This is a genomic window from Psychrobacter sp. K31L, from assembly GCF_017942195.1.
Classification (GTDB): domain Bacteria; phylum Pseudomonadota; class Gammaproteobacteria; order Pseudomonadales; family Moraxellaceae; genus Psychrobacter; species Psychrobacter glaciei.
The window spans coordinates 14,227-28,668 of record NZ_JAGKSC010000009.1 but is presented as its reverse complement, the minus strand read 5'-3'; the positions used below and the strand labels follow the sequence as shown (position 1 = coordinate 28,668).

Sequence of the window (14,442 nt, the reverse complement as noted above, 5' to 3'; positions counted from 1 at the left end):
TTAAATCTACAGACCCCAAAATCAATCGGCCTGATCTTCAGCAATATCAAGTTTTTTCATGCGATAACGTAAAGAGCGAAACGTCGTTCCTAACAGTTCAGCGGCTTGGGTTTTGTTCCAGCCTGTTTGTTTAAGTGCAGTAATAATCAGGTTTTTTTCTTGCTCTTGCAGATAGTGTTCTAGACCTTTGGCAGGCAACAACTGGCTTTGAAAATCCTCTTTTGACCTTGTTTTCTCGTCATGAGTCGTATGACTGGTTGTCAATTCCTGCTCTATCGAAGAGATGGGGCTACGATCAGACTCGATGCTATTAGCCATCGACCGCTGAATCGTGGAAGGGTAGTGCTGCGTAATCGTACGATAAGGATGTAGATTGTTCTTTGCTTGCTCAGATTGCTTAACCGTCGAGGTTTGACCAATTTCTTCTTTGCTAATTACGGATGCGATTGCTGGCTGGTTGTCTTCTTTATAATTAGATGGGTTAGATGTTAGCGCTGTATTATCGACTGCATTGGTATTCTGACTTTGTTGGGCATTAATCTCTTGATGAGTATCAAGCTCCGCTAGACCCAGATGACTGACGTCAATGGTATATGTTTCCGCCAATGTCACGGCGCGTTCGAGTAAGTTGCGTAGCTCACGAACATTACCAGCAAAATCGTGATGCTGCAAGCGCTCGCAAGCCGCTGCTGTCAATGAGGGCGGGGTGTCCAACTGCCACTCTTTTGCGATCAGTGCTAAAAAATGCTTGGCTAAGACAGGAATATCATCACGCCGCGCATTAAGCGTGGGCAGTTTTAGTTCAATCACATTGATACGGTAATACAAATCTTGCCGAAACAGTCCGCTTTGTACCAATTGATTCAAGTCTTTATGGGTCGCAGATAAGATGCGGATATCGACAGGCAGCTCTTTGGTATCACCGATAGCGCGCACGGTTTTTTCTTGAATGGCGCGTAGTAATTTGACTTGCATTGCCAAGGGTAAATCTGCTACTTCATCCAAAAATAACGTGCCACCGTTGGCTTGTTGGAACAAGCCTTGCTTATCAGCGACCGCTCCCGTAAAGCTGCCTTTTTTATGACCAAAAAATTCCGACTCCATCAGCTCGGAAGGGATTGCTCCGCAGTTCACCGGTACAAAACTGCCATCTCGACGTGGGCTTAAATCATGAATCAGCTTGGCAACCACTTCTTTACCTGTTCCGGACGCACCCGATAAAAAAACTGGCGCTTGTGAGCGAGCCAATTTTAAAATGGTGTTTTTAAGGGGATGCATGACGGCAGAATCACCGATTAAACGGCTATCCAACATCTGCTGCTCAGGTGAACATTCAGGCGCGGCTTCTGCTTCGTTATTTTGGTGAATAACCTTTAGTGCATTTTCGACCAACTGGCGTAAGCGTGGCAGCTCAAGCGGTTTATTAACGAAGTCAAAAGCACCCAGCTTTAACGCTTCAATAGCCAAATCCATACTACCATGGGCAGTAATCACGGCGATCGGTGTACTAGAGCTGTTGCTGATGTCTTTGACCAGCTCTAGTCCTGAGCCATCGGGTAGCTTGAGATCCGTCAGACAAAAGTCATAGTCGTTTTGCTGCCAGTAGGCGCGTGCTTGCGATAAGGTATAAGCCACATCGCTTTTGATGCCCATCTTGGTTAGGGTGATTTGCATCAAGCGGCACAAATCTACTTCATCATCAACGACTAGCGCGGTTACTGTCATACGTTATCTCATTGTGTTCGATGGCTAAAAATTTAAAAATAGGGTTCAATCTGTCTTATCTAGTAAGGGTGATAATCAACGTGCTTTTATCAAACAACCCTTCTCTGTTATAGAAGCTATTGGTCTTCAGTAAGCCGTTTATCAGCATCGTGACCATCGGTGTCGATAGCAGGGGCAATCAAGCGAAAGCAAGTCTTTTGGTGTTCAGGAATATAGAGTAAACGGGCTTGATTGGCTTCACAGAACGCCTGCGATAAATACAATCCTAAACCCGTTCCAGCTTCGTCGGTGGTAAAGAATGGATTGAATAAATGCTGTAAATCATTGCTACTAACACCCAATCCATCATCTAAAATATCAATTATAACATCGTTATCAGCACAGTAAATCTCAATTTCCACAAAAGCATGAGGGTGAGCGTAGCTACTATGACGCAGACCGTTATTGATCAAATTGATTAGTACTTGTTCCAATTGGTGCATGTCGAACGAGATGGTGGGATTGGTGTATACACGTAAAAAAATGTCATGGTCTCGAAAATAATTGTCCAAAAACAGTGGTAGCCAATCAGCCAATAAAATTGATTGCTGACGGGCTACCTGCTGGCGCGACAGTTTTAAGATATCTTCAATAATACGGTTTACGCGTTTGGTTTGCGAAAATATCATTTCATACAGTTCGTGATTGCCCGTCATATAAGTATTTGCAGGCTCTGTCATCGCTGTTGTGTGGTCGGCAGTAGAATTGATAGAACTGATAGTACTGTGCTCTGCTGCCTTGTTCCTCTCACTTTCTACGACATCTTCCATCAATAGTTGACTGGCCTGTGAGATAGCCGCAAGCGGATTTCTGATTTCATGGGCAATACTGGCGGTCAATTGCCCAAGCGATGCCAGCTTTAACTGTTGAGCGCTGGCTTGCTCACGGCGCAAATCTTCTAGCATGATCAGCTTGCTATTATCTTTTAAGGGGATGATTTGTACCCGTAGCTTACCGACGACAGAGGCATTTGCTACCGCAGGTAATTCATAAACAAAGCTGCGTGACAGCCCTTCAGAGACGGACAAACAGGCATCAATAAGTTGCAGATGTTGTTCTTTGAGCTGCTGCTGAAAGTCGGCGAGGAGGGTAGCTTCGGGGTTGTTTTGCTCATATCTTAAATGACTGGATGTATCAAGCATGGACGCTAGCGGAGGGTGGGGAATACTGAGTAGCTGATGAGCCGCTAGGTTTGCTAACACAATATGCTGTCTGTCAATCACGATGACCCCATTGACCATTTGGGTAATGACTTCTTGATTGATCACGTTCAGTCGTTCGACTTCTTTGGCCTGATTTGCAGCGACTTGTTCGACTTGTACTAAGCGCTGGGAAATGGACCAGCTCAAAACCCCTACCGCCAAAAAGCTTGCTGACATAAGCAAGGCATCGCCTAAATTAGCCAAACTCATGCTATTGGCGATGGCATAAAAAAACTGCTGATAGATCACGAAAATAATAGCAAGCAAAGTGATGATAAGTGCTTGCGAGCCGTACAGTAGCATGAAGCTGGCCGCGACGACGACCATATAAAGCATGGTGAGCTGTAAGTCAGGGGCACCATTGGTATAAAGCAAAAGGCTCAAAATAATGACGTCTAATGCCAATCCGAAAGCCAACTGGCGCCGCAGATTCTTAGTCACCACATAAAACAAGCCAAGCAAAATTAAACTGATGATGACATAGAAACTAAGCGCTGTTTGCTGCAATAAGCTTGGTAATAATGAGCCACTATCAGATTTGACAGTCACATACACCATCAACATAAAGAATACGCTAACGATAAATCGATAACTGCTATAGATCAGTCCCAACCGCCGTAACTGTGGTAGAGGCAGCGTCTCATCTTGCTGTAGGTAATTGGTGATGGCAGAGACGGCTCTGAGCGCAAGTTTCATAAATTGACCGTAATAAAAAAGGTATGAAGAGGTTTACGGTTGGATAAGACCATGACGGATAGCCAGATGAGTCAATTTCACGTCACTATCGACGCCGACTTTTTCATAAATGCGATAGCGATAAGTGTTGATGGTTTTGACACTCACGAACAATTGATCAGCGATTTGCTGCGGACTTTGGCAGTTGACCACCATCATGGCTACTTGTTTTTCGCGGTCACTTAATAAGTCAAAAGGTGAGTTGGCATTATCTGACAAGAGAACATCAGCCAACTGCTCAGCGACATCTTGGCTAAAGTAACGACCACCTTGATAGATTTTTTTGACCGCACGTATCATCTCATCAAGCGGTGTGCCCTTAGTAATATAACCATTGACGCCAGCTTTGATCAGCATGGATGGATAAGGTTGCGCCGACATGCTACTGACGGCCAAAATTTTAATACCCAGATCGAGCTGAATCAAGCGCTTGGTTGCTTCAAGCCCGCCGATATTGGGCATATTAACGTCCAGTAAAATCACATCAGGGCGCAGCTGTTTGGCCAGTTTAATCGCCATGTCGCCGCTGTCAGCTTCACCGATGACTTCGATATCAGCACTGTCTGCCAACATACGGCTGATACCCATCCGCACCAAATCATGATCATCTACTACCAATACTCGAATCATAGTTGTACTCTTTGCTGTCTATCAAAATGAAGGTTGCATTGTGAACGTTAAACTATCTGAACCAATCTGTATATCTATTAACCACAACAATGATTTTTATTATTTTACAATAGAATGATATCGCACTGATGTGATGACTACTACTCTCATCATATATTGCTATAGTGTTAATTAATATTGCTAAAATCTAATTTAAATGTAGCAAAATTTGAAGCAGGTTAAAAAATGCCCATCTAACTGATTTAGTACATTAAACTTAAATGCAAACCATGATACACTAAAAATACAAAAACTCTATGTGAGTACCTACAAACACAACCACAAACGCTACGTACGTTGTTGCTATTAATTAGTATGTAACTGATTCGCTAATTAACAGCATCGCGACAGCAGGGGGAAGAATGAAGCACTTACCATTAACCAAACAGCAGTTAGTTGCTGCCATGATTTCATTGAGTTTAGGCAGTATTGCACAAGCTGCACTTACAATTAATGGTAGCGCTGATGCTGGATCGAGTGCTCGTATGAGTTGGGGCGGTGCTGATAGCTTGTCCGAAGCGCGCAATATCATGTACAAGTCTAATGGCTCGGCCATCAAAAAAGTCGATAATGGGTATGGCACTACCAATATTACTAACAGCAACACCAGTAGTTTTGGTAGTAGTAATAACAGCTTCAATAACACCAACAGCTATAACACTACTTATCGTGGGAGCTTTGGCAGCAGTAGTATGATTCCGATCAGCACCGACTCTCGTAGTGTGGCGGTGATCGATGCCGAAACTGGTGAATCTATTTACGAGAAAAACGCTGATGTCGCCCGTCCTATGGCGAGTATTACTAAGGTAATGACGGCAATGGTGGTGTTGGATGCAGGTCTCGATATGAGAGAAGAGATCACCCTCGATCCTGAAGATTTCGTCGGTCCTAAGCGTGCAAGTTCGCGGTTAAAATCAGGCGATCGTTTGAACCGTGCTGAAATGCTGTTAATGGCATTAATGAAATCTGAAAACCCTGCTGCCAAAAGCCTAGCGCGTAACTATCCAGGTGGCTATGATGCCTTTATACGAGCGATGAACCGTAAGTCACAAGAGCTTGGTATGACGACAGCTTATTTCGGTGATCCAACGGGTCTCGATAAACGTAACGTTGCTTCATCAAATGACTTGGTAAAAATGGTTCGTGCTGCTGGTAACTACGATGTGATTCGTCGTTTCTCCACGACTAAGAGCTATGACTTTTACGTGGCCAATTATTCAGCCGGTAACCGTACCTATAAAGCCAACAACACCAGCAGTCTAGTACGTTCAGGCGATTATCCAATCGGCATCTCAAAAACCGGTTTTATTAATGAAGCAGGTCGTTGTGTGGTAATGGAAACACGTGTGAATAACCGTCCTGCGATCATTGTCATCTTAGGGGCGAACAGCTCAGCCACGCGTTGGGGTGATGCTAAGAACATTTTAAACAGTTTGGCAACTCGCCGTACAGTGTAAGCGGATGGGTTTAGTAGGTATAAAAAGGCTGTTATGTAATATAACGGCTTTTTTATTGTGTTGAATTTTTGTCTCCATTATTTTTAAAATAAGAACACGCCCTAGGAAAAACCATATGACTCAAGCATCGACTACTACACTAGCCCCAAAGTTATATTTGCTGACCAATGATGATGAATTCGCGCTGCTATACCGCAAATTAGAGACCGCGTTTGCCACAGGGTGTATTGCCTTATTGCAAATCCGCCGTAAGCAAACATTGACGTTAAGCAATGGCGCATCCAAGCTCTATGACGAAGCTCTACAAATAATTCGCTTGGCAAAGACATGCAATGTCCCAGTTGTCATCAATGATGATATTCAGCTGGCCGCAAAGCTTGGTGTTGGGGTTCATTTGGGGCAAGAAGATGGTGATATCAGAGAGGCCAAGCAATGTCTATTATCGAATCAAATTATTGGTCGCACTTGTCATGGCGATGTGGCGCTGGTGAAAGAAGCGCAGAATGATGGCGCCAGTTATGCCGCGATGGGCGCAGTATTTGCGTCTACAACTAAGCCTAATGCGGATATCATCTCGCGTCGAGAGCTTTCCGATGGATGTCAGCAAGGTATTGAGCTATGTGTGATAGGCGGTCTAACGGCAGAAAACGTTATTGAGCTGGCAGGTTTGCCGATTGCTTATGTAGCAGTAGTTGGGGATATTATGGATTTGCCAGAACACCAAATAGCCGAGCGTTGTGAGCAATGGCAGCAGGCGCTTGGTACGTGGCAGACGCCTGCTTTATAACTTATTTCTAAAATTGAAATCGATATTTCAAAATATAAGTGCATTATATAAATGAATCGTTATTCTGCATGTTCCATACATAAGGTGGCATAGGGCAGTGCTTCCAAGCGTTTTTCTTCAATCAGTTTGCCACATACCTCACATTCACCATAAGTCCCATTTTCGATACGGCTCAAGGCATTTTCGACATAGATTAGGCTTTGTCGTGCTTCACCCATGAGATTTTTACGCATATCGTTTTGACGATAAGAGATGGCTTGATCTTCCCAATGCTCATTGAGGTCATCTTGTGGGTTTTGGATATGATCTTCGATTTTATCGATTCGAGTTTCATACTCGTCTTTCAGCTTCAATAAAGTCTGTTTAGCAGTGGCTAGATCGATACTCATGGTATTCTCCTAATGGGTTATTTTTATTGTTGAACTTAATTATTATCATTAATAGGCGCTGTATCGTAAAGCTCATATCTACGATAAACATCAATGCCATCATAAACAGCCTGATTGCTGAGTACCACCACGAAATGTTACTGATTTTTATAAAAATTAAATAAGTTTGTCTTATTTTTTTTTAACCTGCTTAGTAAAATTTAATCATAGGTTCTTTATGAGCGCTTGTTAGAAAACTGCTAGAATACACCGCCTCAGATTCTTGCTAGATCAGTCTCATGAGACCATTAGTAAGAATAATCGGTTAAATAGTTTGATAACTGTCATTCAGTGATATTTAGCATTGAGTGATATTTAGTAAAAAGCCACACCGTATATTAACAATAGATGATGCATAGGAGCAGGTAATGAATTTTTTGCGTATGAGTGAGCTAAACTTAACGGACAAAGTGGTATTGATTCGAGAAGACTTGAACGTACCTATTAGAGACGGTAAGGTCACGAGTGATGCGCGCCTGCAGGCCAGCTTGCCTACCATCAAAATGGCACTAGAGAAAGGCGCTGCCGTTATTGTGTGTTCACACTTGGGACGTCCAACTGAAGGCAATCCTGAAACCATATACTCTCTAGCACCTGTCGCTGACTATTTAAGCGACAAATTGGCAGCGCCAGTTAGTTTAAACAATGACTATCTGACTGAAGGCGTTTCGATCAAAGCAGGTGAAGTAGTACTACTAGAAAATGTGCGCTTTAATACGGGTGAGAAGAAAAATAATGCAGACTTAGCACAGAAATATGCATCGCTATGTGATGTGTTTGTGATGGACGCCTTTGGCACTGCGCACCGTGCGCAAGCCTCAACTGAGGGTGTCACTCAGGCCATGCGTCAAGCAGATAAAACAGTGTGCGCAGGGCCGCTATTAGCTGCTGAGCTTGATGCCTTGAGCCTAGCGCTTGAAACCCCAGCGCAGCCCATGCTCGCTATTGTTGGTGGCTCAAAAGTCTCTACAAAATTGCAAGTTTTGCACAGCTTGGCAGAAGTATGCACGCAAATAATCGTTGGTGGTGGTATCGCGAATACCTTCCTAGCCGCGCAAGGTCACAGTGTCGGCGCTTCGCTATATGAAGCGGACTTGGTTGAGACCGCTCGTGAGATTATGACTAAAACTGAGATTTTACTGCCTGAGTATGTGGTGGTTGCCGATAAAAATGAGATCGATTTCGCTGACTTTACAGGCTCCTTACAACAAGCCACTGCGACTACGAAGTCGGTTGATGCGATTGGTGATAATGACATGATATTGGACATCGCTCCAGAAAGCGCCAAGCAACTGGCTGATGCTATTACCAACGCAAAGACTATTTTGTGGAATGGGCCAGTGGGTGTTTTTGAAGTGGATGCTTTTGGTCAAGGCACTCAAATCGTGGCAAATGCGGTCAAAAACAGTCAAGGCTTTTCGATTGCTGGTGGTGGCGATACTTTAGCAGCGATCGATAAATATCAAGTTGCAGATGGCGTGAGCTACATGTCAACAGGTGGCGGTGCATTTTTAGAGTTTGTAGAAGGCAAAGTGCTGCCAGCTGTTGCCGCACTGCAAATAGAAGCGCGATAATTTAACCAACTTTCAGCAGTTCAGTAACATTAGGCGTACAACTTATCGCAATCATCTAAGGTAGGCTATAAAAATAATATGGTGACTGGCTCTCTTACCTTGTTAATTTGACAGCTATGAGTGCAATTGGTCATCAATTATTATCAAGTAGTAATTATTTGTTTTTATACTGAAAATTATTATTGCATGTCTTATTTACTGCCTATAGAATAGCGCAACCATGTATTTTGACATGCTTTATTTACGAGAGGTTTATTATGTTAAAACGTCATTTGTTACTTGCTAGCGTACTTGCTGGTACTTTTGCAATCACTGCATGTAGTCAAGAAACACAAGATAAAACTGAAGCTGCTGCTGATTCTGCTGCTGAAGACACTGCTGCTAACGCTGACGCTGCTGCTGTTGAAACAGAAGCTGCTGCTGCTGAAGCTGAAGTTGCCGCACAAAACGCTGGTACCGAAGTTGCTGAAGGCGCTGACACTGCTGGTGTTGCCGCTACAAATGCACTAGAAAACACAGGTGAAGCGGTTGTGGTCGGCGCAAATGAAGCCGTTGCCAATACTGCTGAAGTGGTTGCCGATGGCGCATCTGCTGTTGAAGATAAAGCCAGTGAAAACGCAGTAGAAGCAGAGCAACAGTACTAAGAATCGTACTGAGCAAGTCAGTTATTGATTCGGTGACGTGCTATCGATTGATAGGACGAGGCACTGAATGAGTAGCGAGCATTGATAATTGCTTTAATTGATAGTTGCTTTATAAGCCCTCAAAATACTAGAAAAGCCTTGGTGATTACCAAGGCTTTTTGCGTTGTGTGTCAGTGTTATAGTTGATAATAATCAAACTCACGTGAAGAGACGTGTAGACTGACAAATAGTCGGGCAACTGCTACGAAGACGGAACAATTTTTGCTATAATCACCGCGTAGCGTTCACACCCAAAATATTTTGGGATTTTATTACTTTCTATACCGTTAGTATGGTCTTCTGAACATTGGGATGATCGTTATAAAGCTTTTTTAAATACTATTCAAAATCTAATCAGAGAGCGTCTTATGGCCCTAATATCCTTACGTCAACTTCTAGATCATGCCGCTGAACACAGCTATGGTGTTCCTGCTTATAACGTCAATAATTTAGAGCAAATGCGTGCAATCATGATGGCTGCGGATGCTTGTGACTCACCTGTCATCGTACAAGCCAGCGCAGGCGCACGTAACTATGCAGGGTCAGCGTTTTTGCGTCATTTGATCATTGCCGCTATCGAAGAATGGCCACATATTCCTGTAGTAATGCATCAAGATCATGGTATGTCACCAGCGATTTGCCAACGTTCAATTCAGCTTGGTTTTTCATCAGTAATGATGGACGGCTCGCTTGGCGAAGATGGCAAAACGCCAATGGACTACGATTACAATGCCAGTGTCACTCGCGAAGTGGTCAAAATGGCACATGCTTGCGGTGTTTCTGTAGAAGGCGAAATCGGTTGTTTAGGTAGTCTTGAGACTGGTATGGCAGGCGAAGAAGATGGCTCTGGCGCTGAAGGTGTGCTAGATCATGAGCAATTATTGACCAGTGCTGACGAAGCCGAACAATTTGTAAAAGACACCAATGTCGACGCGCTAGCCATTGCTATTGGTACTAGCCATGGCGCTTATAAATTTACGCGTCCACCTACAGGTGACATCTTATCTATTGAGCGCGTAAAAGAGATTCATGCTCGTATTCCTAACACGCATTTGGTGATGCATGGTTCTTCGTCAGTGCCACAAGAATGGCTAAAAATCATCAATGAGAATGGTGGTGATATCGGCGAAACTTATGGTGTGCCAGTTGAGCAGATCGTCGAAGCGATCAAGCACGGAGTACGTAAAGTCAATATCGATACCGATTTACGCTTGGCCTCAACAGGTGCTATCCGCAAATTTCTTGCAGAAAATCCGAGTGAGTTTGATCCACGTAAATACTTCAAAGCATCTATGGTCGCAATGTCAGACATCTGCACCAATCGTTTTGAAGCTTTTGGTTCTGCAGGTCAAGCGCATAAAATTCGTCCAACTAGCCTCGAAGGTATGGTGAGTTTTTACCAGTAAGGCTATGCTGATAAGAGCAATAAGACTCTGCTGCTAAAAGATAGTCGCGGACAACAAAGTGGCAGCTGATGCTATTTATATAATAGCCCATATGAGAGGTAGTAAGTGATGATTGGATTGATTACCGGACAAGTGCAATACTTAATGGCACCAACCGCCTGTATCATGACGACCTCTGGTGTGGGTTATGATATTGAGCTGCCATTGCCTTCATTTTGTCAGCTACATCTCAATGAGCAGGCAAGCATTTGGACGCATTTCCATGTGCGTGAAGATGCGCAGTTGCTCTATGGTTTTATTGACCGCAAAGAGCGTGATGTCTTTCGTCAGTTGATTAAAATCAACGGTGTTGGTGCAAAAATGGCACTAGCGATGCTGTCTGCAATGTCAGCAGCTGAGCTAAAAATGCACGTCGAGCAAGACTCTGAAACCGCATTAACTCGTATCCCAGGTATTGGCAAAAAGACTGCGCAACGGTTATTAATTGAGCTAAAAGATAAGCTAAAAAATATCGAAGTGGATAATAGTAATTTAGAGTTTGCTATGCAGCCAGCTGAGATTTCTGCCGAAGACAATATCATCGCCGAAGTAGAAGGCGCTCTGATTAGTTTGGGTTATAAAGAAAAAGAAGCTCAGCAAGCCATCAAAGCTGCCAAAAGTAACGGTAACATTTTTGCAGATACACAAGGATTGTTAAAAGCCACATTACAGCAGCTATCAACGTTTAAGTAGTTTTTACTCCAACTGCTATTAATGGTTACATCAGTCAGTATCAAACAAATAAGCGACATTAAGTGTCGCTTATTTTCGTTTTGGTATATAACTGTTGATGTTTTGCATGACTTATAGGTGGCGTTTGGTTATGCTATTTATTACCTAATTTTTTAATATAATGATAAAAACTATGATGCAAGATCGTTTGATTAATCCGTTAGAAGGCGCAGGGGATGCGCCTGATTCCAATATTCGACCAGCACTGTTGGCTGAATATATTGGTCAGCCGGTGGTGCGTGAGCAGATGGAAGTATTTATTGGCGCGGCACGCGGTCGTGGTGAGCCATTGGATCATACGCTCATTTTTGGTCCACCAGGGTTGGGTAAAACAACGCTTGCCAATATCATTGCGCGTGAAATGGGCGGTAACTTACGCTCGACTTCAGGGCCTGTCCTCGAGCGTCCAGGCGATTTGGCAGCCATGCTGACCAATTTGGAGGAGGGTGATGTCCTGTTTATTGATGAGATTCACCGTCTGAGTTCAGTCATTGAAGAAATACTTTACCCAGCCATGGAAGATTTTCAGCTAGATATCATGATCGGTGAAGGGCCAGCGGCCCGTTCTATCAAGCTTGATTTACCACCGTTTACCTTGGTTGCAGCGACTACTAGAGCAGGGCTATTAACGTCGCCATTACGCGATCGCTTTGGTATCGTACAGCGGCTAGAGTTTTATAATATCGCCGATCTGACAACGATTGTTAGCCGTGCCGCCCGCTTGATGCGTGTGCCTATGAGTGAGGATGGTGCGGTGGAGATTGCGCGCCGTGCCCGAGGCACACCAAGGATTGCCAATCGGTTACTACGCCGTGTACGCGATTATGCGGAGGTCAGAGGCGATGGCAGTATCAATGGGGCGATTGCGGGTAGTGCGCTAGATATGCTAGCCGTGGATAGACGAGGTCTTGATCATTTAGATAGACGGTATATCGAGATATTGCATGAGCGTTTTGACGGGGGTCCTGCAGGGGTTGAAGCGGTAGCAGCTGCTATGGCAGAGGATCGCGGTACACTTGAGGATGTGATTGAGCCTTATTTGATTCAGCAAGGCTATGTGTTGCGTACGGCACGTGGTCGTGTATTGACCCAAATGGCGATTGACCAAATGTTATAGTAATCAGTATTTAGCATAAAAAATGCGCCTGCTTCTCATTAAAAGCAGGCGCATTTTTTTGTTTGAGTCTCGAGTTACGAGGGTTTTTCTGAACTAAGTAAATAAAAGATAAAGTTGGTCTCTAAGCTAAAATTCGCCAAACAACTACCAAGAGAGCCAGTATATAAAATATAGGTGATAGCCAACCGACGACTTGCGTTGCGATGGCAATGAAAATAGCAAAGCCTGCAAGTGCTAGCCAATCACGGCGGCGATCGTTAAGCATGTCCGCGCGAATTTGCTGTATTTCACGTAGTTGGCTGTCTTGACGTGAGCCTTGTGAGGCAAGACTTTGTAAGCCTTGATCTAGTAATTTTGGAATATCAGTTGTAGACAACAACATCTCAGGTAATTGCTGGCGTAGTTGCTGTAGATTACGCATCGGATCTAGCTGTTCTTTGATCCAGCTGCTTAGAATGGGCTTGGCAAGTGACCAAATATCAAGGTCAGGATACAAGTCGCGACCGAGGCCTTCAACGTGCACTAATGTTTTTAGCAATAGCATCAGCTGTGGCGGGATACTCATATGATGGCGACGTGCGATATCCAAAATCTGCATCAATACGCCAGCAAAGTCGATGTCATTAATGGATTTTTGTAGCATAGGGCCGACGGTACGTTTCATATCACGCATCAACGCATGCTTGTCGGCATTTGGTGGTATCCAACCGGCTCGGCTGACGATATCAACCATTGCAGTAAAGTTGTTATTCATGACTGCCAATAACATCCTCGCGACAATGAGCTGATCGTCTTTTGATAAGGTGCCCATGATGGCGCAATCAAGTCCGATATAACGTGGCTCATGACCCAAGTCGACCGCTGCCATACCTGCATGTAGTGTTTGCACAGGCGGGGTCTCTACGAATACATTGCCTGGATGCATATCAGCATGAAAGAAATTATCACGAAAGACTTGGGTGAAAAATATCGTTAAACCTTTTTTTGCCAGTGCCGCACGGTCATAGCCTAGCTGGTCAAAGACTTCAACCTGCGAGATGGGGACACCTTGGATACGCTCCATCACCATCACATTTTTGGCAGCATCATACACTTCAGGCACATACATCAATGCTGAACCTAAGAAGTTATTGCGCATTTGGGTGGTATTGTCTGCCTCTAACGTCAAATCTAGCTCGTTAAGCATGACTTGCCGATAATCCTCGACAATATCGATAATATGTACGGCACGCGCCGCTTCAATACGAGCGGATGCCCAACTTGCCAATTCACGTAGTAGCTCAAAGTCAGAAACAATCGTGGTGCGGATATCGGGACGAACCACCTTTATGACGACTTCACGGCCATCATGCAGGGCGGCAGTGTGTACTTGGGCGATAGAGGCGGCCGCTAGCGGTTTGACATCAAAGCGTGCGAACAATGTGCCAATAGACTGCCCAAGACCATGCTTAGGGTCTTGGATTTGGGTAATGGCCACATCAGAGTTAAATGGTTTAACCTTGTCTTGTAGCTGAACCAGTTGAGCGATGATCTCAGGCGGTACCAAATCACGACGTGTTGACAGTAGTTGGCCTAATTTTAAAAACAGCGTACCCATGTCCTCAAGCGCGTATTTAATCGCGTTTGGCTGATGCTTTTTACCCCAAGCGGCTGGATGCAAGCGAATTAAACGTGCTAAAGGTTGCAGCTGTGGCGCCTCTTCAATAGAAAAATGCGTATCAATGCGATATATTGCGGCGATACGCCAAAGCTCAAGTAAACGGGCGCGATGGGATAATAGCATGAGGTATAGGTACTCTAGAGAAAGTCAAAAATAAGGTAGACGCTGTGCTTATCTATAGATAATGTG

12 protein-coding genes are annotated in these 14,442 nt (G+C 44.2%); 7 read left to right on the top strand and 5 right to left on the bottom strand.

All coding sequences use genetic code 11. The features are described from left to right. Positions 1-21: 21 nt before the first annotated feature. The 3 genes from J5X94_RS12305 to J5X94_RS12295 all read right to left on the bottom strand — a co-directional run bounded on the left by J5X94_RS12305 (position 22) and on the right by J5X94_RS12295 (position 4,331). On the bottom strand, positions 22-1,725 hold the full coding sequence (locus tag J5X94_RS12305; protein WP_210541431.1) for a sigma-54-dependent transcriptional regulator: 1,704 nt from the start codon (positions 1,723-1,725) through the stop codon (positions 22-24). 116 nt (positions 1,726-1,841) lie between these two features. Beyond that, entirely contained in the window at positions 1,842-3,662 is a 1,821-nt protein-coding gene (locus tag J5X94_RS12300) for a sensor histidine kinase (protein WP_210541430.1), read from the bottom strand. A 33-nt stretch (positions 3,663-3,695) separates the two neighbouring features. After that, positions 3,696-4,331 (bottom strand): response regulator, encoded by a 636-nt coding sequence (locus J5X94_RS12295; RefSeq protein WP_010199282.1) that lies wholly within the window; start codon positions 4,329-4,331, stop codon positions 3,696-3,698. 401 nt (positions 4,332-4,732) lie between these two features. On the opposite strand from J5X94_RS12295, the gene J5X94_RS12290 reads away from it, so the two are divergent. Together J5X94_RS12290 and J5X94_RS12285 are read left to right on the top strand one after the other, a co-directional pair. Then, positions 4,733-5,827, top strand: coding sequence for a serine hydrolase (locus tag J5X94_RS12290; protein WP_010199283.1), 1,095 nt, complete (start codon positions 4,733-4,735; stop codon positions 5,825-5,827). A gap of 115 nt (positions 5,828-5,942) precedes the next feature. Then, a complete protein-coding gene (locus J5X94_RS12285; protein WP_210541429.1) occupies positions 5,943-6,614 on the top strand; it encodes a thiamine phosphate synthase in 672 nt (223 codons plus the stop codon). Between the two features lie 59 nt (positions 6,615-6,673). Here J5X94_RS12285 and J5X94_RS12280 read toward each other — a convergent pair whose 3' ends face one another. Beyond that, entirely contained in the window at positions 6,674-7,003 is a 330-nt protein-coding gene (locus tag J5X94_RS12280; protein ID WP_194620186.1) for a TraR/DksA family transcriptional regulator, read from the bottom strand. 407 nt (positions 7,004-7,410) lie between these two features. Between J5X94_RS12280 and J5X94_RS12275 the strand changes: the two genes are divergently transcribed. The 5 genes from J5X94_RS12275 to ruvB all read left to right on the top strand — a co-directional run bounded on the left by J5X94_RS12275 (position 7,411) and on the right by ruvB (position 12,593). Beyond that, complete coding sequence (locus J5X94_RS12275; protein ID WP_210541428.1) at positions 7,411-8,616, top strand: phosphoglycerate kinase; 1,206 nt, start codon at positions 7,411-7,413, stop codon at positions 8,614-8,616. A 257-nt stretch (positions 8,617-8,873) separates the two neighbouring features. Beyond that, on the top strand, positions 8,874-9,260 hold the full coding sequence (locus J5X94_RS12270) for a hypothetical protein (RefSeq protein ID WP_201593040.1): 387 nt from the start codon (positions 8,874-8,876) through the stop codon (positions 9,258-9,260). A 407-nt stretch (positions 9,261-9,667) separates the two neighbouring features. After that, the gene (gene fba, locus J5X94_RS12265; protein WP_210541427.1) at positions 9,668-10,705 is read left to right on the top strand and encodes a class II fructose-bisphosphate aldolase; all 1,038 of its coding nucleotides are present in this window, start codon (positions 9,668-9,670) and stop codon (positions 10,703-10,705) included. A gap of 108 nt (positions 10,706-10,813) precedes the next feature. After that, positions 10,814-11,437, top strand: coding sequence for a Holliday junction branch migration protein RuvA (gene ruvA / locus J5X94_RS12260; protein WP_210541426.1), 624 nt, complete (start codon positions 10,814-10,816; stop codon positions 11,435-11,437). A gap of 175 nt (positions 11,438-11,612) precedes the next feature. Continuing rightward, complete coding sequence (gene ruvB, locus J5X94_RS12255; protein WP_026037210.1) at positions 11,613-12,593, top strand: Holliday junction branch migration DNA helicase RuvB; 981 nt, start codon at positions 11,613-11,615, stop codon at positions 12,591-12,593. Between the two features lie 121 nt (positions 12,594-12,714). Here the strand turns inward: ruvB and J5X94_RS12250 are convergent, their stop codons facing one another. Continuing rightward, positions 12,715-14,376: an ABC1 kinase family protein gene (locus tag J5X94_RS12250; protein WP_210541425.1), complete on the bottom strand. Its 1,662-nt coding sequence runs from the start codon at positions 14,374-14,376 to the stop codon at positions 12,715-12,717. Positions 14,377-14,442 lie beyond the last annotated feature (66 nt).

What these genes read in the sequence shown, in the direction of transcription:
- J5X94_RS12305 (WP_210541431.1), bottom strand. Translation starts at nt 1,725, where the DNA reads ATGACAGTAACCGCGCTAGTCGTTGATGATGAAGTAGATTTGTGCCGC.
- J5X94_RS12300 (WP_210541430.1), bottom strand. Translation starts at nt 3,662, where the DNA reads ATGAAACTTGCGCTCAGAGCCGTCTCTGCCATCACCAATTACCTACAG.
- J5X94_RS12295 (WP_010199282.1), bottom strand. Translation starts at nt 4,331, where the DNA reads ATGATTCGAGTATTGGTAGTAGATGATCATGATTTGGTGCGGATGGGT.
- J5X94_RS12290 (WP_010199283.1), top strand. Translation starts at nt 4,733, where the DNA reads ATGAAGCACTTACCATTAACCAAACAGCAGTTAGTTGCTGCCATGATT.
- J5X94_RS12285 (WP_210541429.1), top strand. Translation starts at nt 5,943, where the DNA reads ATGACTCAAGCATCGACTACTACACTAGCCCCAAAGTTATATTTGCTG.
- J5X94_RS12280 (WP_194620186.1), bottom strand. Translation starts at nt 7,003, where the DNA reads ATGAGTATCGATCTAGCCACTGCTAAACAGACTTTATTGAAGCTGAAA.
- J5X94_RS12275 (WP_210541428.1), top strand. Translation starts at nt 7,411, where the DNA reads ATGAATTTTTTGCGTATGAGTGAGCTAAACTTAACGGACAAAGTGGTA.
- J5X94_RS12270 (WP_201593040.1), top strand. Translation starts at nt 8,874, where the DNA reads ATGTTAAAACGTCATTTGTTACTTGCTAGCGTACTTGCTGGTACTTTT.
- fba (WP_210541427.1), top strand. Translation starts at nt 9,668, where the DNA reads ATGGCCCTAATATCCTTACGTCAACTTCTAGATCATGCCGCTGAACAC.
- ruvA (WP_210541426.1), top strand. Translation starts at nt 10,814, where the DNA reads ATGATTGGATTGATTACCGGACAAGTGCAATACTTAATGGCACCAACC.
- ruvB (WP_026037210.1), top strand. Translation starts at nt 11,613, where the DNA reads ATGCAAGATCGTTTGATTAATCCGTTAGAAGGCGCAGGGGATGCGCCT.
- J5X94_RS12250 (WP_210541425.1), bottom strand. Translation starts at nt 14,376, where the DNA reads ATGCTATTATCCCATCGCGCCCGTTTACTTGAGCTTTGGCGTATCGCC.